The organism is Paraburkholderia sp. EG287B (genome assembly GCF_040965595.1).
In the GTDB taxonomy this organism is placed as follows: Bacteria; Pseudomonadota; Gammaproteobacteria; order Burkholderiales; family Burkholderiaceae; genus Paraburkholderia.
Map to the genome: position 1 here is coordinate 101414 of NZ_JBFRCG010000009.1, position 25007 is coordinate 126420.

The window sequence follows — 25007 nt, forward strand, 5'->3', positions numbered from 1 at the left end:
ATGGGGTGGGAAATCGTCTCGTGCGCACTCTCGAGCGTACGTAGGCAAGCCGACGCACGTTCACTGGGCAACCATGCTGTTTGTCCTGTTATGCCACGGTGCCGGGGCGTCGTCGCCTGACCGCCTCACACGTCAGCGATGACGGAGTCCCTTGCCGCAATGCCGGGCTTGAAAGGTTCGCCTGCCGTGCTTTTCCGACATGGGAATCTGCAATGCCGGATTCGGTGCATGAAGTGTCGTGCCTGGAAATTGTCTCCGTTCAGGGCCTCATGTTCGGCGGGGTCACGCGCTCACTTGCGAGCGATCTGCGCCACCATTTAACAAGTTGAACAAAAGCATTCCATAGACTAGAGTGGTCCGTAGCCTCTATCTTCAGACATTTTTCTGATCCACAACACGCATAGTGGACAACGGGCGTTCTCGTCGTCGATCACGGTGATCCATGACAGACGCGCTAATGGCATCCATCGAGAGCCCGTTCCAGGGGACTCGATTTTTTATCGATCTTCGCAGTCGTCGAGTTTTCGCTGTGACGCACATTCGTCGAATGCGTGTCGGCGTGCGTGCCGGCGTTGGTGCATAAGCCGATCACGGGCGCGCACGCTTACCGATGGACCCGCGGCTTGCTCTGCGCTACAGATAAAACGATCAGTAGTGCCATGCTATTTTTACTCGTTTCTGCTTCAAAATGAATTTTGAGGCGGCTACGACCGGGTATCTCGTCACGACACGATATGCAGCAAGGGGATCGCCATGTACTCCACATGGAAGGTAGGAACGGGCGCTGGAGTCGGGCGAGGCCGATCTGGCTATTGGCTATGTGCCCTGGCTAAGTGGCGGCATCTACCAGCAGCAGCTTTATCAACAGGATTGGGTATGTCTGACGAACCGGCACCATCCGCGCGTTCGCGCGCGGCTCGGTTTGAAGCAGTACCGCGCGGCGGGGCATGTCGCCATCGAATCGGGCACGGGTGCGCAACTGCTCGAACAGGCGCTGGCGCGCGAGCGGATCGAGCGTGACGTCGTGCTGCAGCTGCCCGGTTTCCTGGGACTCGGCACGATCGTCAAGACGACCGATCTGATCGCTACGCTGCCTCGTCACATTGGCGAAATCCTCGCGCAGGGCAACGATCTGGCAGTACATTCGTGCCCGGTCCCCGTGGATGGTTTCGCAGTCCGGCAACATTGGCATGCCCGGTATCATCACGAGGCCGGGAATCGCTGGTTGCGTGGTGTGGTCCTCCAGCTGTTCGGAGTCTCGCCGTGAGAATGACACTAAGGCGCCGTGCGCCATTTCACGGACAATACGACCGTTGTACCTCTGCAACCAGCTGCCGATACTGGTTTGCGAATGGCAGCAAGCCAACCTGCAGACGCACGGAATAATCCGGCTAGCGAACTGTTCTAATAAGCACCTGATACCCGGTCGCGACAGATGCTTTGAGTCCGACAACACCTGCGGAGACGTTCATGGCGACAAAAATGTGGAGCTTGTTTCGCTGGATTCCCAGGCAGCACGCACTCACCGCGGTGGAGGAAAAGCTCATGTCGCATAACGGGGCAGCGCTGTGGGTGTTTGACCTTGAACAGTCCTATCGGCCGGGGCAGGCAATTTCCGGTAATGCCTGGTTAGTGGCCTACGATCTCGACCGAACTGCCGAAACCAACATCAAAAATCGTCAGCATGTCGATTTTGAGTCGGAAGACTTCCGCGGGGAAGCTGCTCATCCGGCAGATATCATCGTCAAGGAAAACGAGAAGGGTGCCTATGGTATCGGGCGAATGCGCCAAAGCACCACGAAATTTCACGTTACCGCCCGGTTTGCCACGAAGAAGGAGGTCGCCAGGGCGCTCGGCCTGAAAGAGGTGGAAGTTGCCGATGGTTATCGTCCGGGCAGGACCTGGCCGACGTGAGCTTCCAGCCGAACGCCTGGAGTCGAGCCGACATTGGGATTCAAGAGCATGCGAGGGAGACGGGCTATCCGTGCGTATTTCAAGGACCTGCAGCACGGATTGCCCGCGCCGGGGGCGAGACTCACTTCAGATTTTCAGTCGCGAAATCTTGGCGCCAGACAGTGACACGTCGCCCATCAATCCGGCGTTGGTCATCACAATGGCTTGAACCGGCGCGGTAGCCGTAGTCGTATCAATCTGGCCATTCGCTCCGACCTTCACCAGCGCAACCGATCCTTCGCCACCGACCGACCAGCCTTTCGAGTTGCGGAAGCTGTTAAGCGCATCGTGCGTCATGAACAGAAAGATGACAGCCTTGGATTGCGCACCTGCCTGCAAGCCGAATGAGGCCGCCGCCGTGCTGTAGTAGCCGACACTTTTCCCGCCTATCCGCAAAGCGCCCTGGCCGTATTCTCCCCCGGCGACGAAACCAGCCTTGATGACAGACGGGAATACGAGTACGCCATTCGCCTTGCCGACGAGTTCCTTTGAGCCACTGACTGTCTCGAACAGCCGCGACAGTGTTTCATTGACCTTTGCGTCGATTTCGTGGCGCTTTGCTGCATTGGACTCTGCGGCAACGGCCGCAGTCACCGGCGCCCAGAAACTGGTCAACGACAGTCCCGTGATCGTTAGCGTTGCGGCACCTGTCTTCAAAACAGAACGTCTGTGCATGATCACCTCCATCAAGGGTTAAGGTCGAATTCACACAGGAAAGTGAGGCGAGGATTGTGGCGCCGCAGGCGAAGCCTTTTCGTCTGGCGATACGGCAATCCAGATCGATTTGACCGGGCACCCAGTGCGTGGTCGTGCCAACAATATTTGGCAGACTCGCGGGTTGCGCAATAGGACTTAGGTCCAATAGGGTGATGGCAGCCTTTCGCAGAGGCTGGTAAACGCACTTCCAGCATGCTGTGTAGCTCTTGAAGGCCGCGTAAGGTTTAGGCCTGAGCCAAAGAACCGGTAGCGAGCCGCTCGTGCCAGGCAATCCAGCCGACGACAATCGATAGTGTCGCCGCGACAAGTGGCGCCACCGCGTGTTCGTATTCGCCGTGCACTGCGACGGTTGCCAGCGCAGCCAACATCACGGTGCAGCCGAGCGCCGCGCCCCACAGCCTCGTCCGTGCTCGCGCGAGCAGAAGGGCCGTCATGAGTTCCAGCGAACCAGTCACGAAATGGAACCAGTGCGGATATCCCCACTTCAGGTATTCCTCAAGGATGGATCGCGGGGCGACGATGTTGCTGAGCGATCCGACGACGAAAAACGCGGCAAGAACCAAAGGTAATATCTGGCGCCAGGAAATCTTGGACATGCGTTCTACCTTCTCTGTTGAGTGCGCAGCGGAGGACCAGTGCGGCCGTCTGTTCGACGAGACGGCCGATCTTCGTTGTTCATGCCGTAGTGGCCTTGTGGGCCGCCGCAAAGACATCACGAAGAGACGTCGTGCCCGCGATGTGCTCCGCACCCGCGACGCCGAGATCCATCCAGCCCGCGTTGACGGCATCGAACATCGCTTCCGCGGGTCCAGTCTGTCCCTTCGGGACGCCGAACTGTTCGAACGCTGCAGGCCACCCGGCCCGCGGGATGGGAAAGGCCTTGACGTCGCGCTGCAAGACTTCGCCCAGTTGGGCCGCGACTTCATCGGCGCTGACCATCGAGCCAAGCTCGACGACGCGATGCCCGGACCACGCCGGCCCGGTCAGCAGCGTCGTCACCCCGGCGCCGATATCGTCGGTCGCGACCATGGTCGACTTCCGGCTCGTCGGGTTGTAGTAGACGGGTAGCGTGCCGCCCTGGGCGACGTGCAGGCCGTAAAGGAAGTTTTCGAAAAACCCGCCGGCTCGCACATAGGCGATCGGCAGCGTCAGGTGGCGCAGTCCTTGCTCCAGAAGCGACAGGGCCGTGATCAGTCCCAGCCCGCTGGTTCTGTTTGCCCCCATCGACGACAGCACAACCACCCGCGGCGGCGCTGCCCTGGTCAGCGCCTCGACATAGGTCGCGATCACGCTCTTTGCTTCCCTGAAATCAGGCGAGGGTGCCCAGACAGCCGGCAGCATGACGAATGCGCCGTCGACCCCTTCGAGCGCCCTCTCTACGGCGGCTGCATCATTCCAGTCTCCGTCGATGAGTTCCACACCTTGATCCGCCCAATTCGTCGCCTTCTCGCGATTGCGGACCAGCGCTCGTACTTTCCGGCCTTGCGCCAACAGATGTTTGGCCGTTGCGCCGCCTGCGCGTCCCGTAATTCCCATTACCAAAAGCATGTATTTCTCCTGAAATTGGAATTGCCCCTAACGCCAACACTTCTGCGGCTGCGGTTGCGGCTAACTGAGGAGCGGTCTTCGTTTGAGGGCAGGTCTATCATAGAGACCGATGCCTCGCGCCGGAAGGAGGCAGTTTTTTGTTACCAGAAGAGTCAAGGGGAACCCGAATGAGCACCGCCCAGAATGCGATCGAGAGATTCAGCCGATATCAACGTGAACTGGCCGACGCCCAGGCCGCACACTGCGCGATTCGTGACGTGCTCGACCGCATCGGCGATAAATGGAGCATGCTTATGATCATGGAGCTCGCGACGCGATCGCAGCGCTTCAGTGAACTTCACCGGGCCATCCCGGACATTTCCAAGCGCATGCTTACCCAGACACTGCGCGATCTGGAGCGCGACGGACTCATCACCCGTCATGTTTTTCCCACCAGCCCACCAAGCGTCGAATATCGTCTGGCTCCGCTAGGCCATTCCCTGTTGGACCCAATGGCGGCCCTCATCGATTGGGCCGATCGTCGTTATCCCGACATCCATGCCGCGCGCGTGCGCTTTGACGGCGCATCCGGTGATGGCCCGCGCTAGATGCCCAGTCCGATGTGGGGTTGGTGGCGAAAGGCTGAGGCGGCCAGTTGATGTCCTGCTGTGCAGATGGCGCGGAAGGTCGGGCGGGAATGAAAAATGCTTCACAGCCAACTTTCGCAGATGCACGCTGAAAAAACGCGTGCTTTTGACAGACAAACGAACCAGACCTTCGAAACGACAGCCAGACGCTACTGCGTGCATAGGAAGCCGATGGTATGCACTTAAGGACACGCGAGTTGGCTTTTGCACCGGTGGTTCAGGATCGTCCTGAAACGCAAAAGCAGGGGCGGTACGTGGCCACGATATTGCTGGTAGAGGACGATGCGCGCATGCTCGATGCCCTGGTCTGGCTAATCGAGTCCGAAGGCCATCGGGTGGCTCAGGCACACAATGGCGCAGAAGCGCTGGCGCTCGCGCGTTCGCAACCGCCAGAACTAGTCGTCACCGATTACATGATGCCTCTCATGAATGGTCTCGAACTGGCCAGAGCCCTCGCTGACGACCCCCGGCTTTCGATGGTCCCGGTCGTGCTCATCTCGGCCATCGTGGAGCCGCCTGACCCGGGTGCATTTCGGGCCTTTCTGCGCAAGCCTTTCGCCGCGTCCCGGCTCCTCGACCTGATCAACAAGAGTGTCGCCGGGCCACACGACTAGCACCAGGACCGGCGTGTCATTCCCTGCCTGGCCTCGGCAGCCTCCCATGCGGAGATCGAGCGGAGGTCACGCGGGAAGCCCGGCAGTTCCCGGTCAGTACCGCTTTTTCGGCGGCAACGACCGTTTGATCTGCTTGCGCAGGCGTGCCACAGCAGCGGCCTTTTTGCGCTTGCGTACTGCGGTAGGCTTTTCATAGGCTGTCCGGGCACGAAGCTCCGGAATCAGGCCGGTGCGCTCGATCGCGCGACGGAAACGGCGTAACGCAACGTCCACGGGTTCGTCGGGTTTCAGAATTACGGTAGTCACTATTTTCCCTGGTTGAGATCCGCCAGCAATGGCGAATCGTGATGTGGAAGTGCACGCAACGGCGTCACAGGTATGGATCCCAGCCGACGGTCGCGTATCGCGCCATCAACGACGTCGAAATGCGGTTCTTTGCGTTGCGGGACCGCTTCGCTCATCCTTGTGCCGGAAATTGATTCGTCCTTTCGTCAGGTCGTACACCGAGAGTTCCAGCGTCACCCGGTCGCCCGCAAGGATGCGAATGTGATTCTTGCGAATGCGACCGGATGCGTACGCCCCTACAACCACGCCATTGTCAAGCGTGACGCGGTAACGGCTGTCTGGCAGCACTTCGTCAACGATACCGTCGAGTTCCAGCAGTTCTTCTTTGGCCATTCAAGATTCCTGATCATTTGGCGGGACATGGATTCGGACGCCGCATTGCCGAAGACGTCGCGAGCGTTGATCGACAAGCGCTCGCGCGGCAATGGGGAGCATGAAAATTACTGGGCTGCCCTTGCGTCCCGGAAGTCATGGGCACCACCCTGTCCGGGCGGCGAGTCAGGTACGCGAGGGGATGGGTCAGACGCGGCGGCTCGCAATACCAGACCGATGCGCGTCGGGGCGTGCAGTCCAGCGAGCACGGTTATCGCTGGACGATCAATCAAAGCAGGGACTCGCGACTCACCAACACGCGTCTTGTCGGTGCTGTGCGAAGCGAACTCGTCCTGTATTGTAACCGAAGGCCGCTATCTATCCCGCCGCGATCGGCGAGGCCACGGGAAAGGGTGTCGTCAGCGACGCGTGCCGAAGATGCGCAGTTCGGCTTCCCGCGTGATGTTTGGGCGCGTTTGCTGCACCCGTCCTGGCGCTTCGGGTGCGTTGAGTGTTTCGAACTGAGGCGTCGTCTTTAGCCGCGCGTGTCGACCCAGTTGCGTGCCCACTGGGTCGAGTGCTGCAACGCTTGCTCTTCACTCTTGAAGTAATCGAGCGAATAGAACCAGTAGCGGCCTTCGGCTCGCTCGCCGTCGATGAGTTCGAGCAACAGGTTGGATGAAAAGCTGCCATCGGGCAAACGATGCGCCGAGGATTGGACGGCATAGCCGTTGTAATGTTGAATTTGTTTGTTCTGCATTTTAATTTTAATGATATTTGCGCGCGCATATGCCGTGCGAATAGCGCACGGGCGCGCCGATTCAAGGCCATTCGAGCCGAATGCTTCAGCAGTCGAAAAGCGAAAAAAGGGCGTTAAAGCCTGAGGGGAGAATGAGGCGCAACGAGGCGTATGGCGCCGGCACGCTGCTGAATAAACAGATGCCAATCAGGAGAAATCGCGCCAACTGTGGGAGACAAAGCTCCGCGAGGGTATCGCTGCAGCCCGGCGTCCGTCTGAGGAGGCCGGGCCCTTCAACTTTACAGCGGCTTGATGTTAGCCGCTTGCAGCCCCTTCGGGCCTTGCTTCGTTTCGTAGCTCACCTTCTGGTTTTCAGCCAGCGTCTTGAAGCCTTCGCTCCTGATTTCGGAGAAATGAGCGAACAGGTCGTCACCGCCCTTGTCCGGGGTGATGAAGCCAAAGCCTTTGCTGTCGTTGAACCACTTAACGGTGCCGGTATCCATAAAGAATCCTTGAGAAAGAAATGCGGGAATTTGCTCTATTGAAGAGCGCGTGAAGCTTCAAGGAGGGAGAGGACAACGAATACCGCGGAGGAGCGATCAATTGATGAACAGCAATCGAACTTCTTGAACTTCGACCAGAACAGTACCTCGCCGGATGGTCCAGCGTCAATACTTATCTTGTAACTGTTTCACCAGACTGCCCGTTTTGCAGGCGAAGCGATGCGGCCCTACCTTGCTGCGCCCCTTGCCTGGTATGGCATTGCGCACAGGTCAGACAGGCTTGGGGCAGGCATGGGCCGGTGTTCTACGAGGCCCGTTCTGACCACGGTCGCCTCGTGGGCCGGCGCAGTGCTCGTCTGCTGGCTTGGCCTGACGTTTGTCATGACGCGCGATCCTCCGCGTAGCGCGACCCTGATCGGCGCTCTTTTCATGGGCGCCGGAATTGCTGTCATGCACTATTCCGGCACTGCTCCAGACCAGTGAGTTGCGGTCCAGGGCGGAGCAGGAGGTCGCCATCGATCCGTTCTTCTTCTTGAGCGCGCAACGCGATGGCGGCGCCGTAACGGACTTCATTTTCGATTACGCCAATCCCGCTGCGCTTCGTTTCTGGAAGCTCGCCGAGGCGGACATCCCTGGCAGCAGCTTCAAGCAAGCGGCGTTGATGTCGCTGTGGAACATCGACGGGGCGTCAATCCGGGCCATACATGACACCACGCACCATAAACACGCCGCATTCAACGCATTGAAAGTGCGGTTCGCCGTCCAGCCCGTGTCCATACGACCTGAACCGACATACGTGAGTCCTGCCTTTCCATCTCCTTTCACGCGCAGCCGGTGCTGACGCGCGCCGGCTGCGCGTCAGCGTTGCTGGTCTGCTGGCATCCGCGTGCCACATTCATTCGCTCCAGAGTTCGCCCTTGCTTGACCAGGGAAGCCTTTAACCCCTATGACGGCCAGAATGCGCTTTGACTTGTCAATTCGCTGTAGCGAGCTTAGAGGATGATTCTTAAGGCTTCCTTATCTTGTTGTCATGACAATGCCCCCTGGCTGCCGCCTTTGGCACAACGGCGGGGCTCTCGCACAATCCAGCGGATCACTCGCTGATGCCGTTGACATGCAGGCTGACGCGAGCGCCTACGCGACAGGTTCGCCAGCAGTTTCGCGCGGCCCGGTTTTCAAGCGCCGCTCTGCATGACTGAGCGACATCGTGCTGTTCTCACCCGGCGTCTGGCCGTCGCACGCAGTTACACGGCAAGGGAGATCTGCTCGCGCAGCCAGCGATGCGCGGGGTCGCGATGCGAGCGCTCGTGCCAGAGCATGCACATTTCGTAGCCGGGTACCTCGACAGGCGCTTCGACCACGCGCAGCGCCGCGCTTTCGCGCACGAGTCGCCACGGCAGCATCGCCACGAGGTCGCTGCGTTCGAGTACTGAAATGACGAAAAGGAAATGCGGAACGGAGAGCACGACGCGCCGCGTGAGCCCGGCTTGTGAAAGCATTTCGTCGGTGATGCCGCGAAATCCGCCGCCATCGGGCGAGACGATCACGTGTTCGAGAGCGCAGAACTGCTTGATGCTCGGCCGGCGCTTTAGGCGCGGATGGTCCGCGCGGCCCGCGAGTACGTAGCGCTCGGTGAAGAGCGCGCGGCGGCGCAGGTTCTCGGGGGCGTCGCTGGTGGTATGGAAGGCCAGATCGATTTCGCCCTGCGCCGCCTGCTTCGCGACACGCGCTGGCGCGAGTTCCACCACGGCCAGGCGCGTATGCGGCGCGGCCACGCGCAAGCCACGCAGCGCCGGCAGCGCGATGGTGGACTCGCCATAGTCGCTTGCAGCCACGCACCAGGTATCGCGGGCGATGGCCGGATCGAACGAGCTCTCGGGCGCGATAGCCCGCTCGAGCGATTCCAGCGCCTCGCGCAGGGGCTCGCGCAACGCCAGCGCGCGCGCCGTGGGCTGCATGCCGCGTGGGCCAGGCAGCAGCAGTGGATCGCCCAATATCTCGCGCAACTTCCCGAGATGCACACTAACCGAGGGCTGCGAGAAGTTCAGGCGGCGCGCCGCGCGTGTGACGTTGTGCTCGGCAAGCAGCACGTCGAGCGTGACGAGCAGGTTGAGATCGAGGCTGCGCAAATTAGCAGACATAATGGCTGGTATCTCCGTTATTCATTTCCAATATAGCAGCCGGACAACTAAGCTGGGTTCGTACCCGATCACGGAGCCCACTTCATGAATATCCTGCTCGTCTATGCGCATCCCGAACCGAAGTCGCTCAACGGCGCGCTGAGAGATTTCACCGTGCGGCGTCTCGAGGCGGCGGGTCACGCCGTTCAGGTGTCGGACCTCTATGCCATGAACTGGAAAGCGGCGCTCGACGCGCAGGACAGCGTCGAGCGCCGGAGCGACGCGCCGTTTGACCCGTCACTCGATTCGAAGCACGCTTTCGAGAACGGCCTCCAGGCCGGGGACATCGCGCAGGAGCAGGCGAAGCTCTTGTGGGCCGATACGCTCATCCTGCAGTTTCCGCTCTGGTGGTTCTCCATGCCGGCCATCCTCAAGGGCTGGGTGGAGCGTGTTTTCGCGTACGGCTTCGCCTATGGCGTGGGCGAGCACTCCGACGTGCGCTGGGGAGACCGCTACGGCGAAGGCACGCTGGCCGGCAAGCGCGCGATGCTCGTCGTGACGATGGGCGGCTGGGCGTCGCATTACGGGCCTCGGGGCGTGAACGGCCCGATCGACGACATTCTGTTCCCGATCCATCATGGCGTGCTCTATTACCCGGGCTACGACGTGCTGCCGCCGTTTCTCGTGTATCGCACGGGGCGCATGGACGAGGAGCGTTATGCGCAAACACGCGCCGCGCTCGGCGCTCGGCTCGATGCGCTGGCGCAGACGGAGCCGATCGCGTTTCGCAAGCAGAATGGCGGTGCGTATGAAATCCCGGCGCTCACGCTGCGTGAAGACGTTGCGCCGGAACTCACGGGGTTTGCCGCGCACGTTGCGTAAGCGGCTGGGGTGGCGCTTGTGGGCGCCGCGTGCAATCGGAAAACGATCGCCCTAGCGCCCCATGCGCCGGTCGTAGCTGCTCACGACCCGGTGTATCAACGTGGGGTCGCGCGCGTCGGCGGTATCGAACTTCACGACCACGCTGCCGTCGGGTTGCTGGCGCACGTTCGCCGTCACGGTGCCGCCGTCGAGCGTCCCCGCAATCGTGCCCGTGCCGGGGTCCTGCACGGTGATCGCGAGTCCCTCGTCGCGCATGGCGCCCGCCGCGGCGGCGAATGAGCGGTCGTAGCTGGCGGGCGTCATGACCACGGTGCCGGGTGGCGCGGCGTAGTAGGGACATCCCGCCAATGACAGCAGGCAGGCACAAACGCCGGCGAGCACGAGCCGTCTCGATGCGGAACCTGCCGTTGAACGTAATTGACGCTCACCTATCGGACTCATCGCAATTCTCCTCACGCGCATCCATCGTTCGAATTCCTAAAAGCTGACCGCCAGGCCGAACGACACGCCGCGCACGTTGTGGCCAAACACATAGCGCACCATCGCGCGCGTACGGGTGATGATGACGGGATACGCGCTGCTGTCGAGTTCCAGGCCCACGCCCAGCGAGGTGAGTTCGTTGAAGCCGAGCACCCCGGCGCTGTCGCCGAAGTAATGCGAGTAGGCGAACTCCAGTACGTAGCGCACCGGCTTGTCCAGCGCATGCCAGCCCGTTGGCGCGCGCCAGCGCGTCCAGAGGCTCACTTGCTGCGCCATGGCGGAACCTTGAACGGCTTCCGAACTCCCGCCGAAGCTGCGCAGGTAGATATCGGTCGCGCGCAGTTCCGCATCGATCTCGTAGTTTTCGCGGTAGTGCTCATAGTCGAGCATGAGCGAGCCGCCGTAGCCATACGCGTCCAGATAGCCGTTATTGAGGAACTGGAGATTGCTGTCCGTGACATGGTTGAACAACGTTTGTCCGACGCGCAGATCGCTGGAAACACGCCCGATCGTGCCGTTGATGATCGGGCGAAACACGAGTTCGTTGGTGATGCGGAAGTCCCAGCCAAGCCCCACCGTGCCGCTGAAGGTATTCCACCTCGTGGGCACCGCCCGTGTCTCGGCGCCGTCGGTCGCGATGAACGTCGGGTCGTAGCGGCTATAAGCGAGCGTGCCTTCCATGTACAACGGAAACGTCCGGCTCAGCGTGAAGCCGCCGCCGAGCTGTGTTTGCCCGAAGCCCGGATTGCCGGTGGTGCCGTTGTTGATCGAAAGCGAGCTGGTGGTGACGTCCGGCACGGTGGTGTAGGTCATGATGGACAGCACGGCGTCCGCATGCTGCTTGATGTTGCCGCCGATCACGGTCTGGTTCGACAGCTGGCCCGGTACGTTCTGCGCGTGCGCTTGCCACGGCAGCACGGCGGCGAGCATCGCCGCGCCAGTTTTCACCAGCGCGATGCGCAGTTGCAGCCAACGGACGGTGGTGTTCGTCATGTTCGATCCTGCCGGGTCCCGATGCCCGATGGGGTCTGAGTACACCCGCTCGAATAGGCTTGAAGCCGTCTCACGCCCGATTGCGCGCATGGCGTGATGCCTCCTGTACGCCGCGCACGGCGGCGGCGACGATCAATCCGGTAAACACGAGGCCGATCAGTCCGAGCAGCACCGCGTCGATACGGCCGAACGTGGTGGTCGGAACGACATCGCCGTAACCGATCGTCAGTGCCGTGATCGCGCAGAAGTACACGGTCTCGCCCATCGGCGAAGGAGTGCGGTTCAGCGTCTCCACGGCGCCGCCGAAATAGAACATGCCAATCGTCAGGATGACGAATATCAGTAGCAGGCCGCCCAGAAGCAGGCGCATGTACCAGATGGTCCGGCCCGATTCCAGCAGGATTTCGCGTGCTTTCGGGGCATGGTCCGCGCTTGTAGACGCATTGTTCATGGCGTATTCCTCTTGAGCGCGGCACGCTGTGCGAAACGCTCGACTATCTGCAGCATCAGGCATGCGTAAGCGGTGACGGCCAGAAAGAGCGCCATGCGCACGGCGAATGCGCGGTACACGTCCTTGCCCGCCACACTGTCCTGGACCGACTGACCCAGCAGAATGATCATGGTGACGAGACTGTTCAGCCAGAAGCCGGGCGAGTAACGCGTGGGACGGATGCGATAAAGCTTGCGCGCCACGAGCAGGCCGAATAGCAGCATCCAGAGATAGAACATCCAGATGTTCACGAAGAGCCTGAGCGCAAACCAGAACGCGACGGCGAGCAGTCCGCCGAGCGCCGTGGAGCCGAGCAGCTCACGCGCCGCGCCGCGTGCCGACGTGGTGCAGGTTTGCCTGCCGAGGCTCACGGACTTCATGATGATCGGCATGTAGCTCGCGGGGTCGTTCATCGCCAGCAGCCAGGCGGGCATGACCACGAGCGCGGCCTGCAAGGCGATGCGCGACGCTGCGTCCGGCGGCAGGACGCGCGCGGCGGGTTTGGCGCCCGCACCCGCGGCGCCCGGCTCGGGAAAGAGCGCGTGACTCAAGACCGAGACGAGCACGGCGAGCAGCAGTCCCTTGACGAGCGCGCCGACCACTGTGGCGGCGAGTTGCTGGTCGGCCACGCCCGCTGCGCTGATCATCGTGAGGCCGGCCGCGAGGAACGTCGCGACGAGATTGTTGCCGCCGCGCAGGCCGGCGCGAAACGCCAGGAAGAGACACAGGCCGACGAGCAGCACGCCCGCGAACGCGTAATAGCGCAACACGGGGACGAGCAGCAGGCCGCTGCCTGTCGTGAGCGCGACGACCAGGGCGAGCGCGAACGCCGCCTTGAGCGACAGCGGCCGGTTCTGCGTTGCCAGCAGAAAGACGGCGAGCACCGGCGCGATCACCGGAATCGGAAAATCGAGTGCGAAGCTGATGGCAAGCGTGAGCGCCGTGCCCGTGGCAACGCGTAGCGCGCGGCGGCCGGGAATCGATGGGCTCGTTTGCATGGGCGCCGCTCAGTAGAGGAAGGAGAGCCAGCTCATCACGCGCAGGAACACGCGACCGAGCGGATTGAGCGGGTTGCCTGCGCTCGGAAACGCCATCACTTCGGCTTGCCCGCCCACGCGGACGTTGCGCAGCCGTGCGCGCTCGTCGCTGTCGAACTCGACGATCACGGGAAAGCGTTGCGCGGGACGCAGCCAGTCGCGGCTGTTCTGCACGGTGGGCAGGGTGCCGGGCGGCGTGCTCTGCCCGACACTCACGCCATAGCCGATGCTGCGGATGCGTCCCGCGAACACTTCGCCCGGCAGCGCGTCGAGCGCGATGGCGACGGGCGTGCCCGCATGGAGGCGGCCCAGATTGTTCTCCGTCATGTCAGCGCTGACCCAGACATCGTGAATGGCGATGAGCGTCATGACCGGATTGCCCGCGGCCGCGAACTGGCCGACTTCGGTGCGCAGGTCGGTGATGACGCCGGCCGAGCGCGCGCGAATGCGCGTGTTGGCGAAATCGAGTTCGGCCTTTTCGAGCGCGCCCGCGGCGCTGCGCAACTGGGCGTTCTCCGCCTCGTTGCCGCCTTGCTGTTCGCGCGCCCGTTCGACCTCGGCCCGGGCCGCTTCGACCTGGCTTTGCGCCTGCTCGTGCGTGGCGCGCGCCACTTCGAGCCGCCGCAGCGAGACCGTGCCCTCGTCTTCGCGGTACAGCCGTTCGAGCCGGTCGCTGTCCTGGCGCGCCTTGACCTCGTTGGCGAGCGCCGCGCGCAATGACGCTTGCGCCGAATCGATGCCGGCGGTGCTCGCACCGATCTGCCGGCGTGTGGATTCGAGGTCGGCGCGCGCGCGGTCGGCGGCAATGCGGTATTGCTCGCCGTCGATTTCGAACAGCACGTCGCCCGCGCCGACCTCCTGGTTGTTGTGTACGAGCACGCGCGTCACGCGGCCCGACACTTCCGCGGCTACGGGCACGACGTAGGCCGCGATGCGCGCCTGCTGCGTATAAGGCGTGAAGCGATCGGCGAGCAGGTACCAGATCAGGCTGATGACGATCAGGACGACGATCCACTTGAGCGCCTTGCCCGAGGAGTCGGAAGCGGGCGGCGCCTCGCGCGGGCTCGAAGGTTCGGACGCGCTGCTCATCGTGTCGGCCCCTCCGGTTGATTGCCAGGGTTCTGCGCGGCAGCGGGCGCCGCCGGTTCGTCGAGCAGGTCGCCCCAGTCCGTGCGTCGTTGCATCTGGGCTCGGGTCGCCGGATCGATGAACGGCTGATCGAGCTCCCAGCCGCCGTCCACGGCCTTGTACAGCGCAATCAGGCTGCTCACGGCGTTGCCGCGATTGACGACGAACGCGTCCTGCTGCGCGGAGAGTGCGCGCTGCGCGTCGAGCACGCGCTGGAAGTCCGAGTACCCTTCGCGGTAGATCGTATTGGCGAGCGTGAGCGAGCGCTGCGCCGCGCCTTGCGCGTCGTGCAGGATCGTATCGCGCTGCAGCGCCGCGTTCAGCGCCGTTGCGGCGTCGTCGGCCTCGCGCGCCGCGTCGCGCACGGTGTCCTGATATGCGACGATCAATTGCTGCAGGCGGGCATCCTGCACGCGCACGTTGTTCGTGATGAGGCCGTGATCGAACAGGTTCCATGTGATGCTCGGCCCGCCCGCCACGCCAAGCGTGCTCGGCGCGCCCGCAAGCGAACTGGCGCTCCAGGCGAGCGAGCCGACCAGCGAAATGGACGGATACAGGTCGGCCTTCGCCACGCCGATCAACGCCGACTGCGCGGCCATCTGCTGCTCCGCGGCGCGCACGTCCGGCCGGCGCAGCAACAGCTTCGCGGGCACATCCTGCAGTACGGCGCGGTCGATGAGCGGGACGAAACCCGCCTTGGCCGGCTGCACGTCGAGTTCCGGCAGCGGGCCGGGCGGGCGCCCGAGCAGCACGCTAAGCGCGTGGCGCGCCACTGCGATCTGGCTTTCGAACACGGGAATGCTGCTCAGCGTGCCGAGATACTGGGTTTTCGCTTGCTGGAGATCGAGCTCGTCGGTTTCGCCGCTCTTGAAGAGCTTCTGCGTGATCTCGTAGCTGCGCTTTTGCAGCTGCGCGTTTTCACGCGCAATGCGCAGGCGCGCTTCGGTCGTGCGCAGCGTGAAATAAGTGTCCGCGACCTGCGCGTGAATGAGCACGAGCGCGTCTTCGCGGTTGTCCTGGGCGGCGAAGAACGAGGCGTCGGCCGATTCGATCGCGCGGCTGAAGCGTCCCCAGAAGTCCAGTTCCCAGCCGATGCTGAAGCCAAGCCCGTATTGGAAGTACGCACCCGAACGCGGGTCGAAACCGTCGTGGCGCTTGCGCGCCGAGGCCAGCACGTCGGCGTTGGCCTGCTGGACCTGCGGGTAACGCCCCGCGAGCGCGATGCCGAGCTGGGCGCGCGCCTCGATTACGCGCAAGGCGGCGATCTTCAGGTCGCCGTTGTTCGCGTCGGTCGCGGCAATCAGCTGCTCGAGATTTTCGTCTCCGAATACGCGCCACCATTGCCGCGCGTCGGGTTGCGCGTTGGCTTGTGCCGCGATCGACGTGACCTGCTCGATCGACGCGCTGCTCCAGTGCTCGCTCCAGCTTTCGCGTTGCGGCTGAAAGTCGGGGCCCACGCGCATGCAGGCGCCCAGCAGCGTGCTCAGGCAGCAGGCGCCGAGCGGGAGCCAGTAAGGGCGCTCGCAGAGGATCACCGGGCGGCCTCGCGGCTCAAGCCTGCTGTTCTTCTCGTGCGCGTTCGGATTGCGGCTGGTCTTTCACCCAGCGCCAGAACAGTTGGTAGCCGACGGCGAGCATCACCGGACCGATGAACAGGCCGATCACGCCGCCCGTGACCATGCCGCCAATCGCGCCGATCAGCACCACGGGCATCGGCACCGCCACGCCGCGGCCAAGCAGCAGCGGCTTGAGCACGTTGTCGGCGAGACCGGCAACGAACTCGTACACGGAGAACACGATGGTCGCCGTGCTCACGCCCTGTGTCATGATCACGAAGATGATGACGGGCACGGTGACGAGCGTGGCGGGCAGCTGCATGATGCCGATCAGTAGCACGGCCAGCGCGAGCAGGCCAGCGCCGGGAATGCCCATCACGATGAAGCCGACGCCGATCAACACCATCTGGATGAACGCGATGCCCACCACGCCCTGGGCGACGGCGCGAATCGTGGCGGTGCAAAGGTCGGCGATCTGCGGGCCGTTTTCCGGGCCGGAAACGCGCGACGCGATCTGCACCGTGCTGCGATAGCCCGTCTCGCCGTGGGCCATGAGAATGCCTGCAATGATCAGGGATACGAAAAAAATCAGCAGCGCAGCGCCGAGTCCGGTGATCGTGCCGAGCAGCGCGAGGCCGGCCGCCTTCAGTTGCGGCGCGAACCGCTGCACGAGCCCGGTGATGTCGGTCGATGCCTGCATCCAGAAGTCGTATACGCGCTGACCGACGATCGGCCAGTGAGCGATCGAGTCGGCGGGAGGCGGGATATGAAACGTGCCGCCCTTCGCGACGCTCATGGCATGCTCGATCGAATCGGCCACGGTGACGCCGAGCAGCCACGTGGGCGCGAGGATCACGGCGAACGCCACGAGAATGATGAGCGTGGCGATGAGTCCATCCTTATGAGGGAAGCTGCGCTGCAGCTTCATTTGCAGCGGATATAGCGTGACCGCGAGAATCACGGACCAGACCATGAGGTCGAGGAACGGGGCAAAGATGCGAAAGCAAAACATTGCCAGGACGGCAATGAGCGCGGCGCGGATCAGGACATCGAGCAAATCCCGGGACTGCGCCTTCGGCGTTGATGTAGTGGGCAGCAGCATCGTCTGTGTCTCCTCGCAGGCCTCGGCGCGCAACCCAGCCACGCCCAGGCTCCTATCGCGTTCCGGCGAGGACCGCCGGAACTCCAGGTAGTACGAGAAACTGTGCGCCGACGTTGCGCTTCTTCCTGGCGTGACCCCGTGACAGGGAGCACCACTCTATGATGTTTGCAGTCGCCTGTGAGTGGTGCGGCGCGCGTCGTCGAATTGAGTCTATTACACGCACTGAAAAGGGACAATGAACGCGCGGGCCGCCTTGCACCAGCGAGAAATGTGGTTAGCAGTGCGCTGAAAATGGCGTCGTGCGCGGGCTGCGATTCTGATTCTGATTCTTGTTTGCAGGCTTCAATGTCCCGGACCACTCGAAGGCACGCAACTGAGAATGAGCCGATCGCCGTTGCCCGCACCGGGAGCCAGTGCAGCGTTGTGGAATTCATGACCGCCGCAGCGCCACTCGGCGAGATAGTCATTGCGACAGCCGCCCGATTGCGCGGCGACCATCGACACCGGATAGCTGCAGGTTCGCAAACCGTCGCAGTGCGCGGCGAGATCGCGCGTGACGTTGCCGTGTGGCGCGCCGCAGTTGCTGCCGTAGGTGCCGGAGACGATGGCGATCGTCGCTTCATTCGCGGCGCCCGCCGCCGACGAGATGACGAGGCCGACGGCGCTCCACGCGAGTGCGAGGGCGATTGCGGCTGGCTTCATGGTGGACCTCCCAGGCCGGCGTTGCGCATGCGCGCTGGTGCGGCCCCACCCATCCATGTTTATAGAGTAGTGCGGTCGCGCCGAAGGGCAAGACGGTGCCCGGCGATGGTGCGGGGCTTCGCTGCAGTGCACCAGCAGCAGTCACCTGAAGCACACGATTGGTGGCGCGCAGCCGGTCACCGTTGCGCGGGCTACGCGCGCTGCGTGAACCGTGAAACCCGCGCCAGCCGGGCGTTGCGCGGGGCGCGCGAGCCGCCTGCGGATCGGGTGGCACACCTATTGCTTTATCGCTACCGGGGCCAATGACGGCTCCAACGAATTGCATCATCGTCCCGCCATGCGCGGGAACAGTCGATCGTGCGGGGCAACGGCGTCCCGAAGCAGCACTCCACGGCACAGCGTGCGTGGCGGGTGCGCTTCGGGACGCTTTTTTTTATGCGCGTCGCGCAATCGTCGTGGTCTGACGAACCCTTGGCGACGCGCTTTGCACAACTAAAGATGACCATGCGGGAAACGATACCTGACATCTCTGCGGAAATCGTCGGCGAGCTCATCAATCTGGCCGGGCGTCAGCGCATGCTCTCGCAGCGCGTGGTCCTGCATGCGCTGCTCGGCTTGCGCGGCGACGCCGCCGCGCTCGTCGTCGCGCGCGAATGCCTCGACACGTTTGCGGCCTCGCACGCACGGCTGGTGGAGGGCGACGATCATTTTCCCGGCGTGTTCTCGACGGCGTTGCGCGAACTCTATTTCGGCGCACGCAAGGCCGACGAACGCATTCGTGCGTTCACGCAGCTCGCCGCGCACGCATGCGCGTGCCTCGAGCGCTCAGTCCATGCCGGGGCGGCCGATAGCGGGTGCGAGGCCGCCTTGACGGAACTCACCGCTGCCGCCACGCCGCTGCTCGACCTGCTGCAGGCGCTGACCCAGGCGTACCAGGACGAATTGCGCAGCGTGGAAGCCGCGGCGGCGAAGCGCCAGGCCGGCATCGTCGATGAACTCGCCGCCATTTCGCTGCGCGCGAACATCGTCGCGCTCAATGCACGGGTGGCGGCCGCCCGCGCCGGCCAGTTCGGCCGCGAATTCGCGGTGATCACGGCGGAGCTGGCGCACGTGATAGGTGAAATGGACCGGCTCGTGCAGGGCGTGGTCGGCAAGCCCGAACCGCGCAACAGCGCGCCCGAAAGACATTCTGGATTCCGAAATCAACGGATGCATGCCCGCCTGGCGGGTTGAGATCCACTACTGGAGAGAACCACGTGAAAGACCTCGTAAGTTCGCTCAAGAGCGGTAACTGGCGCGCGCTGATCGCGTGTTTCCTGTATTTCGACACCGGCTTCACGGTGTGGGTGATGTTCGGGCCGCTCGCGCCGTTCATCCAGAAGGACATTGCGATGACGCCGGCCGAACTGGGCCTGCTCGTAGCCGTGCCCGTGCTCGGCGCGGCGATTCTGCGCGTCACGCTCGGCAATCTCTATCAGGCCTACGACGGCCGCCGTGTCGCGCTGATGGGCATCGCGCTTTCCGCCATCCCCGCCGCCGTGCTGCTGATGCTGCCGGGTACGCCGTCCTATACCTTGCTGCTCGTGCTCGGCGTGCTGCTCGGCGTGGGCGGCGCGAGCTTCGCCGTGGCGCTGCCGATGGCGGGCAGCAACTATCCGCCGAAGGTGCAGGGCCTCGTGCTCGGCCTCGCCGCGGCCGGCAATATTGGCGCCGTGCTCGACGGCTTCCTGTTTCCGGGCCTCGCCGGCCACTATGGATGGGCGCGCGCCACGGGCGCGGCGCTGCCGCTGCTCGCGCTCGCCGCGACGGCCGTGACCTTCTGGGCCCGCGATCTCGGCCAGAAGTCCGGCAGCGCGCCGCAGGCATTGCGCTCGTTCGGCATCACGCTCGCCGGCTTGATCGCGCTCGTGCTGGCCGTGCATGCCGGCTTGTTCGGCGCGGGCAAGACCGGCGTGCTGCTGCTGCCGGTGCTGGGCGCGCTGCTCGCCATAGGCGTGTTGCCGCGCCACTACCGTGCGGTGCTGACTGAAGGCGACACGTGGGTCGTGATGCTCGTGTACAGCATCACGTTCGGCGGCTTCGTCGGCATGTCGTCCTATGTCTCGACGCTGCTGATTTCGCTCTACCAGGTGCCGAAGCTCGAAGCCGGCGTGGTGATGTCGCTGCTCGCGCTGACCGGCGCGATGGTGCGCCCGCTCGGCGGCCTGATCGCGGATCGCATCTCGGGCGTGCGCGCACTCGTGGTGCTGCTTGCCGCGATCTCAGTGTGCGACTTCGCGTTCGCGCTGTGGATGCCGCCGTTCGCTGCCGGCATTGCGCTGCTCGCGTTCACCTACGTGTGCTTCGGACTCGGCAACGGCGCGACGTTCCAGCTCGTGCCGCGCCGCTGGCAGGGCCGCACCGGGCTGATGTCGGGCATCATCGGCGCCGCGGGCGGGATCGGCGGCTTCTATCTGCCGGTCATCATGGGCATCGCCAAGGAGAGCACCGGCAGCTACCAGATGGGTTTCGCGACGTTCGGCGTGATCGCGGCGGCTGCATTCGGACTCGTGGTGCTGCATCGCGCACGCTGGCTCGAATGGGCGCTGCCCCAGGAGCCGGCGATCGCAACGGCTGTCGTGCAGGGCGCTCAGGCGGGCGCAAGCAACTAAAGACCTAAGTAGTGAGCAGGATGCGGCCCGCGCGCAAGCGACGGGCCGCTAACGCGTTTACGCGCGGCGACGCAGGTCCTCGACACCCGCTTCGCGCGAATGCACGCCAAACGAGTCAGGCGAAATGGCGAACGAAGCCGCCTCGCCGATCGCGTTGCCCACGAGGATGATGGCAGGGCTGCCAAGGCCTGCTGCACGCGCGTGTGCCGCGATCGTGCCGAGCGTGCCGGTGACGCGCCGCTCGCTCGCGCTGCCCGCCCACTGCACCACGGCGGCGGGCGTCGCCGTGGGGAGCGCGCCCACGAGCGTTGCGCACAGCGACTCGATGCGGCTCATGCCCATATAGATGGCGAGCGTCATGCACGTCGCGGCGAGCGCCTGCCAGTCCGGTTCGCTGTGGTCGCGCAAGTGCGCAGTCACGAAGATCACGCCCTGGCAATGGTCGCGATGCGTGAGCGACACGCCGAGTCCCGCCGCTGCCGCGAACGCCGAAGACACGCCGTTCACGATTTCCACCGTCACGCCCGCCCGGCGCAACGCCGCGAGTTCTTCCCCGGCGCGGCCGAACAGCAGCGCGTCGCCGCCTTTCACGCGCACCACGTGCAAGCCGCGGCGCGCGTAGCGCTGCATCAGCCGCTCGATGAAGGCTTGCGGCGTGGAGCGGCAGCCGCCTCGCTTGCCCACGCGGATCACCCGGGCCTGCGGCGCGAGCGTGACGAGTTCCGGATTCACGAGATCGTCGAGCAGCACGACGTCGGCGCTCGCGAGCACCTTCGCCGCCTTCAGGGTGAGGAGGTCGAGATCGCCCGGACCTGCGCTCACCAGCGTGACCTTGCCTTCGTTGCCCGTCATCATCGTCGTCTTCCTTTGTATTGCGCGCACCCGCATGGGGAGCGCCATAAAACAAATGGCGTCCGCTCGCCGCTTGCGACGAGGGGACGCCATTGTCCGTGTGCTTGAAAAGAGGCGCGAAGCGCGGCCCCAGGTTGCTTGTCCGGCAACGCTGCCGGGCGCCCAGGTTCACGCAAGTTCCAGACCAACTTGCGCGCGCTCGCGCCGCCCGCCCATAGGCCGGGCGCGCTTGGCCGGCCGCACCTAGCCGGCCGCCCCCAATTGACAAAGTCGCAACCTGCACGCCCAGGGCGCACAGTCAATGTGCTGCACGGCACCAATCTTGTGCCGGCGTGCATCACGATGCGCGCGGGCGTTGTGCCGGACGCCCCGCTCGCCAGCCGCCGAAGTCCGCCAGACGGGCCGTTGCGCGGGATGCGCGCAGATTGGCACAGTGCTTGCGTATCGCTTCGCAGCAAGTGCCACGCGAATCAATGGGGATTCGGCCGCAAGCAGTAGCGCGGCGCACGAGGGTTTCGTATTCAGGGCAACGGCGTCCCCCGAATCTGGCTTCGCGCAAGCTGGAATCGCGGGACGCCTTTTTTATTGGCAGGGGCTCAGCATGGTGCAAGCAGCGAACGAAGTGAACAGCTCGGCCGCGATGGAGATCGTCGTCGTCGGCCATGGCATGGTGGGCCACAAATTTCTCGAGTGCCTCCTTGCCGACGGCGCGCCCAACGCGCGCGTGACCGTGCTCTGCGAGGAGCCGCGTCCCGCCTACGACCGCGTGCACCTCTCCGAATTCTTCGCGGGCAAGTCGGCGGACGATCTCTCGCTCGTGACGCCCGGCTTCTTCGAGCGCGAGAACGTGCGTCTCGTACTGAACGCAAAGGCGGTGTCGATCGATCGCGAAGCGCGCACCATCGAGGTGTCGAACGGCGAGACGCTTTCGTATGACAAGCTCGTGCTGGCCACCGGCTCCTCGGCGTTCGTTCCGCCCATTGCGGGCAATGATCGCGCCGATTGCTTCGTCTACCGAACCATCGACGATCTCGAAGCGATGCAGGCGCGCGGCGCGCACGCGAAGACGGGCGTGGTGGTGGGCGGCGGCCTGCTCGGTCTCGAATGCGCGAAAGCCTTGCGCGACCTGGGCCTCGAGACGCACGTGGTGGAATTCGCGCCGCGCCTGATGGCGGTGCAAGTCGACGACGACGGCGGCCGCATGCTGCGCGGCAAGATCGAAGAACTCGGCGTGAGCGTGCACACGCAGAAGCACACGCTGGCGATCGTGGACGGCAAGACGGTGGACGGCGCAACGGCCGCCAACCGCATGCAGTTCGCCGACGGCACGCACCTCGACGCCGACATGATCGTGTTCTCGGCCGGCATTCGCCCGCGCGACGAAGTCGCCCGCGCCTGCGGCCTCGAGATCGGCGCGCGCGGCGGCATCGTGATCGACGACCAGTGCCGCACGAGCGACGCGAACATCTACGCCATCGGCGAATGCGCGCTCTGGCAAGGGCAGATCTTCGGCCTCGTCGCCCCCGGTTACGACATGGCGCGCATCGCCGCCAAAGCGCTGGCGGGCGAGGCAACGAGCTTCGCGGGCGCCGACATGAGCACCAAGCTCAAGCTGATGGGCGTGGACGTCGCGAGCATCGGCGACGCGCACGGCAAGACGCCCGGCAGCCGTTCCTACCGCTATGCCGACGAGCGCCGCCAGGTCTACAAGAAGATCGTCGTGTCCGATTGCGGCAAGAAGCTGCTCGGCGCGGTGATGGTGGGCGACGCGAGCGAATACGGCACGCTGCTGCAGATGATGCTCAACGGCATCGAGCTGCCCGAGTCGCCCGAATTCATGATCCTGCCGCAGGCCGACGGCAAGGCCAGGCCTGCGATCGGCGTGGAAGCGCTGCCCGACGCCGCACAGATCTGCTCGTGCAACAACGTTTCGAAGGCGCAAATCTGCGCGGCCGTGCAGGATGGCGCGACGACCATCGCCGCGGTGAAGGGGGCATGCAACGCCGGCACGTCATGCGGCGGCTGCGTGCCGCTCGTCACGCAGATCATGAAGTCGGAGATGAAGCGCCAGGGGCTCGCCGTCAACAATCACCTTTGCGAGCACTTCCATTATTCGCGCCAGGAGCTGTATCACATCGTGCGCGTGGAGGGCATCAAGACCTTCGGCGACCTGCTCGCGAAGCATGGCAAGGGGCTGGGCTGCGATATCTGCAAGCCGGCCGTGGGCGGGATTCTCGCGTCCTGCTGGAACGAATTCGTGCTGAAGAAGGAGCACGCGAGCCTGCAGGATTCGAATGACTACTACCTCGCCAACATTCAGCGCGACGGCACGTATTCGGTGGTGCCGCGCATGCCGGGCGGCGAAGTCACGCCGGAAGGCCTCATCGCCGTGGGGCAGGTGGCGAAGAGGTACGGCCTGTACACGAAGATCACCGGCGGCCAGCGCGTGGACCTCTTTGGTGCGCGCGTCGAGCAGTTGCCTTTCGTCTGGGAAGAGCTGATTGCCGCGGGCTTCGAATCGGGGCACGCATACGGCAAGGCCCTGCGCACGGTGAAGTCGTGCGTGGGCTCGACGTGGTGCCGCTACGGCGTGGGCGACTCGGTGGGCTTCGCGATCGAACTCGAGAACCGCTACAAGGGTCTGCGCGCACCGCACAAGATCAAGTTCGGTGTCTCTGGCTGCACGCGCGAATGCGCGGAGGCACAAGGCAAGGACGTCGGCATCATCGCCACCGAGAAGGGCTGGAACCTCTACGTGTGCGGCAACGGCGGCATGAAGCCGCGTCATGCGGAACTGCTCGCTGCCGATCTCGATCAGGCCACGCTGGTGCGCTACGTCGATCGCTTCCTCATGTTCTACGTGCGCACGGCCGACCGCCTGCAGCGCACGAGCGTGTGGCGCGACAACCTCGAAGGCGGCCTCGACTATCTGATCGACGTGGTCGTGCACGACAAGCTTGGCCTCGGGGCCGAACTCGAAGCGGAAATGCAGCTCGTGGTGGACACCTACGAATGCGAATGGAAGAAGGCCGTGACCGATCCCGAAACGCGCCGCCGCTTCCGTCACTTCGTCAACAGCGATGCCGGCGACCAGCACGTCACCTTCATCGAAGAGCGCGGCCAGATTCGCCCGGCTACGCCTGAGGAGCGCACGCAGGTTTCGCAAGCGGCGCCGCAATTCAAGCGACATGAAGCGCTGTCCGGCGTTCCCGTCGTCGTCGAAACCGTCTGATTCCCTTTCATCGAACCGAGGAGTACGCAATGAGCAACGAACAGAGTCAAGGCAACTGGGTTCCCGTCTGCACGCTCAACGACATCGTGCCGAACACCGGCGTGTGTGCGCTCGTGAAGGGCGAACAGGTCGCCGTGTTCCATGTCGACGACGGCGACGCGCGTGTGTACGCCATCGGCAACTACGATCCGAACTCGCACGCGGCGGTGCTCTCGCGCGGGCTCGTGGGCAGCTTCGGCGAGCGCATCGTGGTGGCCTCGCCCATCTACAAGCATCACTTCGATCTGTCCACCGGCGAGTGCATCGAAGCGCCGCAGCATTCGGTCAATGCGTTCCCCGCGCGCGTGGAAAACGGTCAGGTGTGGATCGCGGCCTGACTGGCCACCCGAAGTGCCGACTGAAGTGACAAAGGAAGTGACGAACGC

Annotated in this window: 26 protein-coding genes and 1 pseudogene; 10 read left to right on the forward strand and 17 right to left on the reverse strand. The window is 63.9% G+C overall.

Annotated elements, in window-relative coordinates; translation table 11 throughout:
- Positions 1–775 precede the first annotated feature (775 nt).
- A pseudogene (locus tag AB4Y40_RS17625) lies at positions 776–1267 on the forward strand (LysR substrate-binding domain-containing protein); the annotation flags it as partial.
- A gap of 203 nt (positions 1268–1470) precedes the next feature.
- Complete coding sequence (locus AB4Y40_RS17630) at positions 1471–1914, forward strand: hypothetical protein (protein WP_368688817.1); 444 nt, start codon at positions 1471–1473, stop codon at positions 1912–1914.
- Between the two features lie 126 nt (positions 1915–2040).
- On the opposite strand, the gene AB4Y40_RS17635 is transcribed toward AB4Y40_RS17630, so the two are convergent.
- The 3 genes from AB4Y40_RS17635 to AB4Y40_RS17645 form a co-directional block, all read right to left on the reverse strand.
- The gene (locus AB4Y40_RS17635; RefSeq protein ID WP_368688818.1) at positions 2041–2628 is read right to left on the reverse strand and encodes a YSC84-related protein; all 588 of its coding nucleotides are present in this window, start codon (positions 2626–2628) and stop codon (positions 2041–2043) included.
- Between the two features lie 266 nt (positions 2629–2894).
- Positions 2895–3266, reverse strand: a complete 372-nt coding sequence (locus tag AB4Y40_RS17640; protein WP_368688819.1) for a DoxX family protein — start codon at positions 3264–3266, stop codon at positions 2895–2897.
- Between the two features lie 79 nt (positions 3267–3345).
- Positions 3346–4218 (reverse strand): NmrA family NAD(P)-binding protein, encoded by an 873-nt coding sequence (locus tag AB4Y40_RS17645; protein WP_368688820.1) that lies wholly within the window; start codon positions 4216–4218, stop codon positions 3346–3348.
- 167 nt (positions 4219–4385) lie between these two features.
- Here AB4Y40_RS17645 and AB4Y40_RS17650 point away from each other — a divergent pair, with 167 nt between their 5' ends.
- Together AB4Y40_RS17650 and AB4Y40_RS17655 are read left to right on the forward strand one after the other, a co-directional pair.
- Positions 4386–4805, forward strand: a complete 420-nt coding sequence (locus AB4Y40_RS17650) for a winged helix-turn-helix transcriptional regulator (RefSeq protein ID WP_368688821.1) — start codon at positions 4386–4388, stop codon at positions 4803–4805.
- A 236-nt stretch (positions 4806–5041) separates the two neighbouring features.
- On the forward strand, positions 5042–5458 hold the full coding sequence (locus AB4Y40_RS17655) for a response regulator (protein WP_368688822.1): 417 nt from the start codon (positions 5042–5044) through the stop codon (positions 5456–5458).
- A gap of 93 nt (positions 5459–5551) precedes the next feature.
- On the opposite strand, the gene rpsU is transcribed toward AB4Y40_RS17655, so the two are convergent.
- The 4 genes from rpsU to AB4Y40_RS17675 all read right to left on the reverse strand — a co-directional run bounded on the left by rpsU (position 5552) and on the right by AB4Y40_RS17675 (position 7357).
- On the reverse strand, positions 5552–5764 hold the full coding sequence (gene rpsU, locus AB4Y40_RS17660) for a 30S ribosomal protein S21 (RefSeq protein ID WP_158761989.1): 213 nt from the start codon (positions 5762–5764) through the stop codon (positions 5552–5554).
- Between the two features lie 105 nt (positions 5765–5869).
- Complete coding sequence (gene infA, locus AB4Y40_RS17665; protein ID WP_342922662.1) at positions 5870–6136, reverse strand: translation initiation factor IF-1; 267 nt, start codon at positions 6134–6136, stop codon at positions 5870–5872.
- Between the two features lie 514 nt (positions 6137–6650).
- Entirely contained in the window at positions 6651–6875 is a 225-nt protein-coding gene (locus AB4Y40_RS17670) for a hypothetical protein (RefSeq protein ID WP_342922739.1), read from the reverse strand.
- A gap of 278 nt (positions 6876–7153) precedes the next feature.
- Entirely contained in the window at positions 7154–7357 is a 204-nt protein-coding gene (locus tag AB4Y40_RS17675) for a cold-shock protein (protein ID WP_368688823.1), read from the reverse strand.
- Between the two features lie 442 nt (positions 7358–7799).
- Between AB4Y40_RS17675 and AB4Y40_RS17680 the strand changes: the two genes are divergently transcribed.
- The gene (locus tag AB4Y40_RS17680; protein WP_368688824.1) at positions 7800–8198 is read left to right on the forward strand and encodes a hypothetical protein; all 399 of its coding nucleotides are present in this window, start codon (positions 7800–7802) and stop codon (positions 8196–8198) included.
- A 403-nt stretch (positions 8199–8601) separates the two neighbouring features.
- On the opposite strand, the gene AB4Y40_RS17685 is transcribed toward AB4Y40_RS17680, so the two are convergent.
- Positions 8602–9498, reverse strand: coding sequence for a LysR family transcriptional regulator (locus tag AB4Y40_RS17685; protein WP_368688825.1), 897 nt, complete (start codon positions 9496–9498; stop codon positions 8602–8604).
- A gap of 84 nt (positions 9499–9582) precedes the next feature.
- On the opposite strand from AB4Y40_RS17685, the gene AB4Y40_RS17690 reads away from it, so the two are divergent.
- A complete protein-coding gene (locus AB4Y40_RS17690; protein WP_368688826.1) occupies positions 9583–10359 on the forward strand; it encodes an NAD(P)H-dependent oxidoreductase in 777 nt (258 codons plus the stop codon).
- Between the two features lie 51 nt (positions 10360–10410).
- Here AB4Y40_RS17690 and AB4Y40_RS17695 read toward each other — a convergent pair whose 3' ends face one another.
- The 8 genes from AB4Y40_RS17695 to AB4Y40_RS17730 form a co-directional block, all read right to left on the reverse strand.
- Entirely contained in the window at positions 10411–10800 is a 390-nt protein-coding gene (locus tag AB4Y40_RS17695) for a hypothetical protein (RefSeq protein ID WP_368688827.1), read from the reverse strand.
- 36 nt (positions 10801–10836) lie between these two features.
- A complete protein-coding gene (locus AB4Y40_RS17700) occupies positions 10837–11769 on the reverse strand; it encodes a hypothetical protein (protein WP_342922740.1) in 933 nt (310 codons plus the stop codon).
- Positions 11770–11902: 133 nt separating this feature from the next.
- A complete protein-coding gene (locus AB4Y40_RS17705; RefSeq protein WP_368688828.1) occupies positions 11903–12283 on the reverse strand; it encodes a potassium channel family protein in 381 nt (126 codons plus the stop codon).
- Entirely contained in the window at positions 12280–13320 is a 1041-nt protein-coding gene (locus AB4Y40_RS17710; RefSeq protein WP_368688829.1) for a DUF2955 domain-containing protein, read from the reverse strand. Before AB4Y40_RS17710 ends, AB4Y40_RS17705 begins: the two co-directional genes overlap by 4 nt.
- Before the next feature lie 9 nt (positions 13321–13329).
- Positions 13330–14448, reverse strand: a complete 1119-nt coding sequence (locus tag AB4Y40_RS17715; RefSeq protein ID WP_368688830.1) for an HlyD family secretion protein — start codon at positions 14446–14448, stop codon at positions 13330–13332.
- The gene (locus tag AB4Y40_RS17720; RefSeq protein WP_368689075.1) at positions 14445–15974 is read right to left on the reverse strand and encodes a TolC family protein; all 1530 of its coding nucleotides are present in this window, start codon (positions 15972–15974) and stop codon (positions 14445–14447) included. Before AB4Y40_RS17720 ends, AB4Y40_RS17715 begins: the two co-directional genes overlap by 4 nt.
- A 64-nt stretch (positions 15975–16038) precedes the next feature.
- A complete protein-coding gene (locus AB4Y40_RS17725; RefSeq protein WP_368688831.1) occupies positions 16039–17145 on the reverse strand; it encodes an AI-2E family transporter in 1107 nt (368 codons plus the stop codon).
- Between the two features lie 342 nt (positions 17146–17487).
- On the reverse strand, positions 17488–17847 hold the full coding sequence (locus tag AB4Y40_RS17730) for a hypothetical protein (RefSeq protein ID WP_368688832.1): 360 nt from the start codon (positions 17845–17847) through the stop codon (positions 17488–17490).
- A gap of 498 nt (positions 17848–18345) precedes the next feature.
- Between AB4Y40_RS17730 and AB4Y40_RS17735 the strand changes: the two genes are divergently transcribed.
- Positions 18346–19080: a type IV pili methyl-accepting chemotaxis transducer N-terminal domain-containing protein gene (locus AB4Y40_RS17735; RefSeq protein ID WP_368688833.1), complete on the forward strand. Its 735-nt coding sequence runs from the start codon at positions 18346–18348 to the stop codon at positions 19078–19080.
- 23 nt (positions 19081–19103) lie between these two features.
- Positions 19104–20498, forward strand: a complete 1395-nt coding sequence (locus AB4Y40_RS17740) for an MFS transporter (RefSeq protein ID WP_368688834.1) — start codon at positions 19104–19106, stop codon at positions 20496–20498.
- A 57-nt stretch (positions 20499–20555) separates the two neighbouring features.
- Here AB4Y40_RS17740 and cobA read toward each other — a convergent pair whose 3' ends face one another.
- Positions 20556–21350 carry a uroporphyrinogen-III C-methyltransferase gene (gene cobA / locus AB4Y40_RS17745; protein ID WP_368689076.1) on the reverse strand — a complete coding sequence of 265 codons (795 nt, stop codon included), beginning with the start codon at positions 21348–21350 and terminating at the stop codon, positions 20556–20558.
- A gap of 640 nt (positions 21351–21990) precedes the next feature.
- On the opposite strand from cobA, the gene nirB reads away from it, so the two are divergent.
- Positions 21991–24582, forward strand: coding sequence for a nitrite reductase large subunit NirB (gene nirB / locus AB4Y40_RS17750; protein WP_368689077.1), 2592 nt, complete (start codon positions 21991–21993; stop codon positions 24580–24582).
- Positions 24583–24611: 29 nt separating this feature from the next.
- Positions 24612–24959, forward strand: a complete 348-nt coding sequence (nirD, locus tag AB4Y40_RS17755) for a nitrite reductase small subunit NirD (protein ID WP_368688835.1) — start codon at positions 24612–24614, stop codon at positions 24957–24959.
- The last annotated feature ends 48 nt before the right edge of the window (positions 24960–25007 follow it).

Coding starts and splice junctions, on each gene's coding strand:
- AB4Y40_RS17630 (WP_368688817.1), top strand. CDS start 1,471: ATGGCGACAAAAATGTGGAGCTTGTTTCGCTGGATTCCCAGGCAGCAC.
- AB4Y40_RS17635 (WP_368688818.1), bottom strand. CDS start 2,628: ATGCACAGACGTTCTGTTTTGAAGACAGGTGCCGCAACGCTAACGATC.
- AB4Y40_RS17640 (WP_368688819.1), bottom strand. CDS start 3,266: ATGTCCAAGATTTCCTGGCGCCAGATATTACCTTTGGTTCTTGCCGCG.
- AB4Y40_RS17645 (WP_368688820.1), bottom strand. CDS start 4,218: ATGCTTTTGGTAATGGGAATTACGGGACGCGCAGGCGGCGCAACGGCC.
- AB4Y40_RS17650 (WP_368688821.1), top strand. CDS start 4,386: ATGAGCACCGCCCAGAATGCGATCGAGAGATTCAGCCGATATCAACGT.
- infA (WP_342922662.1), bottom strand. CDS start 6,136: ATGGCCAAAGAAGAACTGCTGGAACTCGACGGTATCGTTGACGAAGTG.
- AB4Y40_RS17670 (WP_342922739.1), bottom strand. CDS start 6,875: ATGCAGAACAAACAAATTCAACATTACAACGGCTATGCCGTCCAATCC.
- AB4Y40_RS17675 (WP_368688823.1), bottom strand. CDS start 7,357: ATGGATACCGGCACCGTTAAGTGGTTCAACGACAGCAAAGGCTTTGGC.
- AB4Y40_RS17685 (WP_368688825.1), bottom strand. CDS start 9,498: ATGTCTGCTAATTTGCGCAGCCTCGATCTCAACCTGCTCGTCACGCTC.
- AB4Y40_RS17690 (WP_368688826.1), top strand. CDS start 9,583: ATGAATATCCTGCTCGTCTATGCGCATCCCGAACCGAAGTCGCTCAAC.
- AB4Y40_RS17695 (WP_368688827.1), bottom strand. CDS start 10,800: ATGAGTCCGATAGGTGAGCGTCAATTACGTTCAACGGCAGGTTCCGCA.
- AB4Y40_RS17700 (WP_342922740.1), bottom strand. CDS start 11,769: ATGCTCGCCGCCGTGCTGCCGTGGCAAGCGCACGCGCAGAACGTACCG.
- AB4Y40_RS17705 (WP_368688828.1), bottom strand. CDS start 12,283: ATGAACAATGCGTCTACAAGCGCGGACCATGCCCCGAAAGCACGCGAA.
- AB4Y40_RS17710 (WP_368688829.1), bottom strand. CDS start 13,320: ATGCAAACGAGCCCATCGATTCCCGGCCGCCGCGCGCTACGCGTTGCC.
- AB4Y40_RS17715 (WP_368688830.1), bottom strand. CDS start 14,448: ATGAGCAGCGCGTCCGAACCTTCGAGCCCGCGCGAGGCGCCGCCCGCT.
- AB4Y40_RS17725 (WP_368688831.1), bottom strand. CDS start 17,145: ATGCTGCTGCCCACTACATCAACGCCGAAGGCGCAGTCCCGGGATTTG.
- AB4Y40_RS17730 (WP_368688832.1), bottom strand. CDS start 17,847: ATGAAGCCAGCCGCAATCGCCCTCGCACTCGCGTGGAGCGCCGTCGGC.
- AB4Y40_RS17735 (WP_368688833.1), top strand. CDS start 18,346: ATGACCATGCGGGAAACGATACCTGACATCTCTGCGGAAATCGTCGGC.
- cobA (WP_368689076.1), bottom strand. CDS start 21,350: ATGACGGGCAACGAAGGCAAGGTCACGCTGGTGAGCGCAGGTCCGGGC.
- nirB (WP_368689077.1), top strand. CDS start 21,991: ATGGAGATCGTCGTCGTCGGCCATGGCATGGTGGGCCACAAATTTCTC.
- nirD (WP_368688835.1), top strand. CDS start 24,612: ATGAGCAACGAACAGAGTCAAGGCAACTGGGTTCCCGTCTGCACGCTC.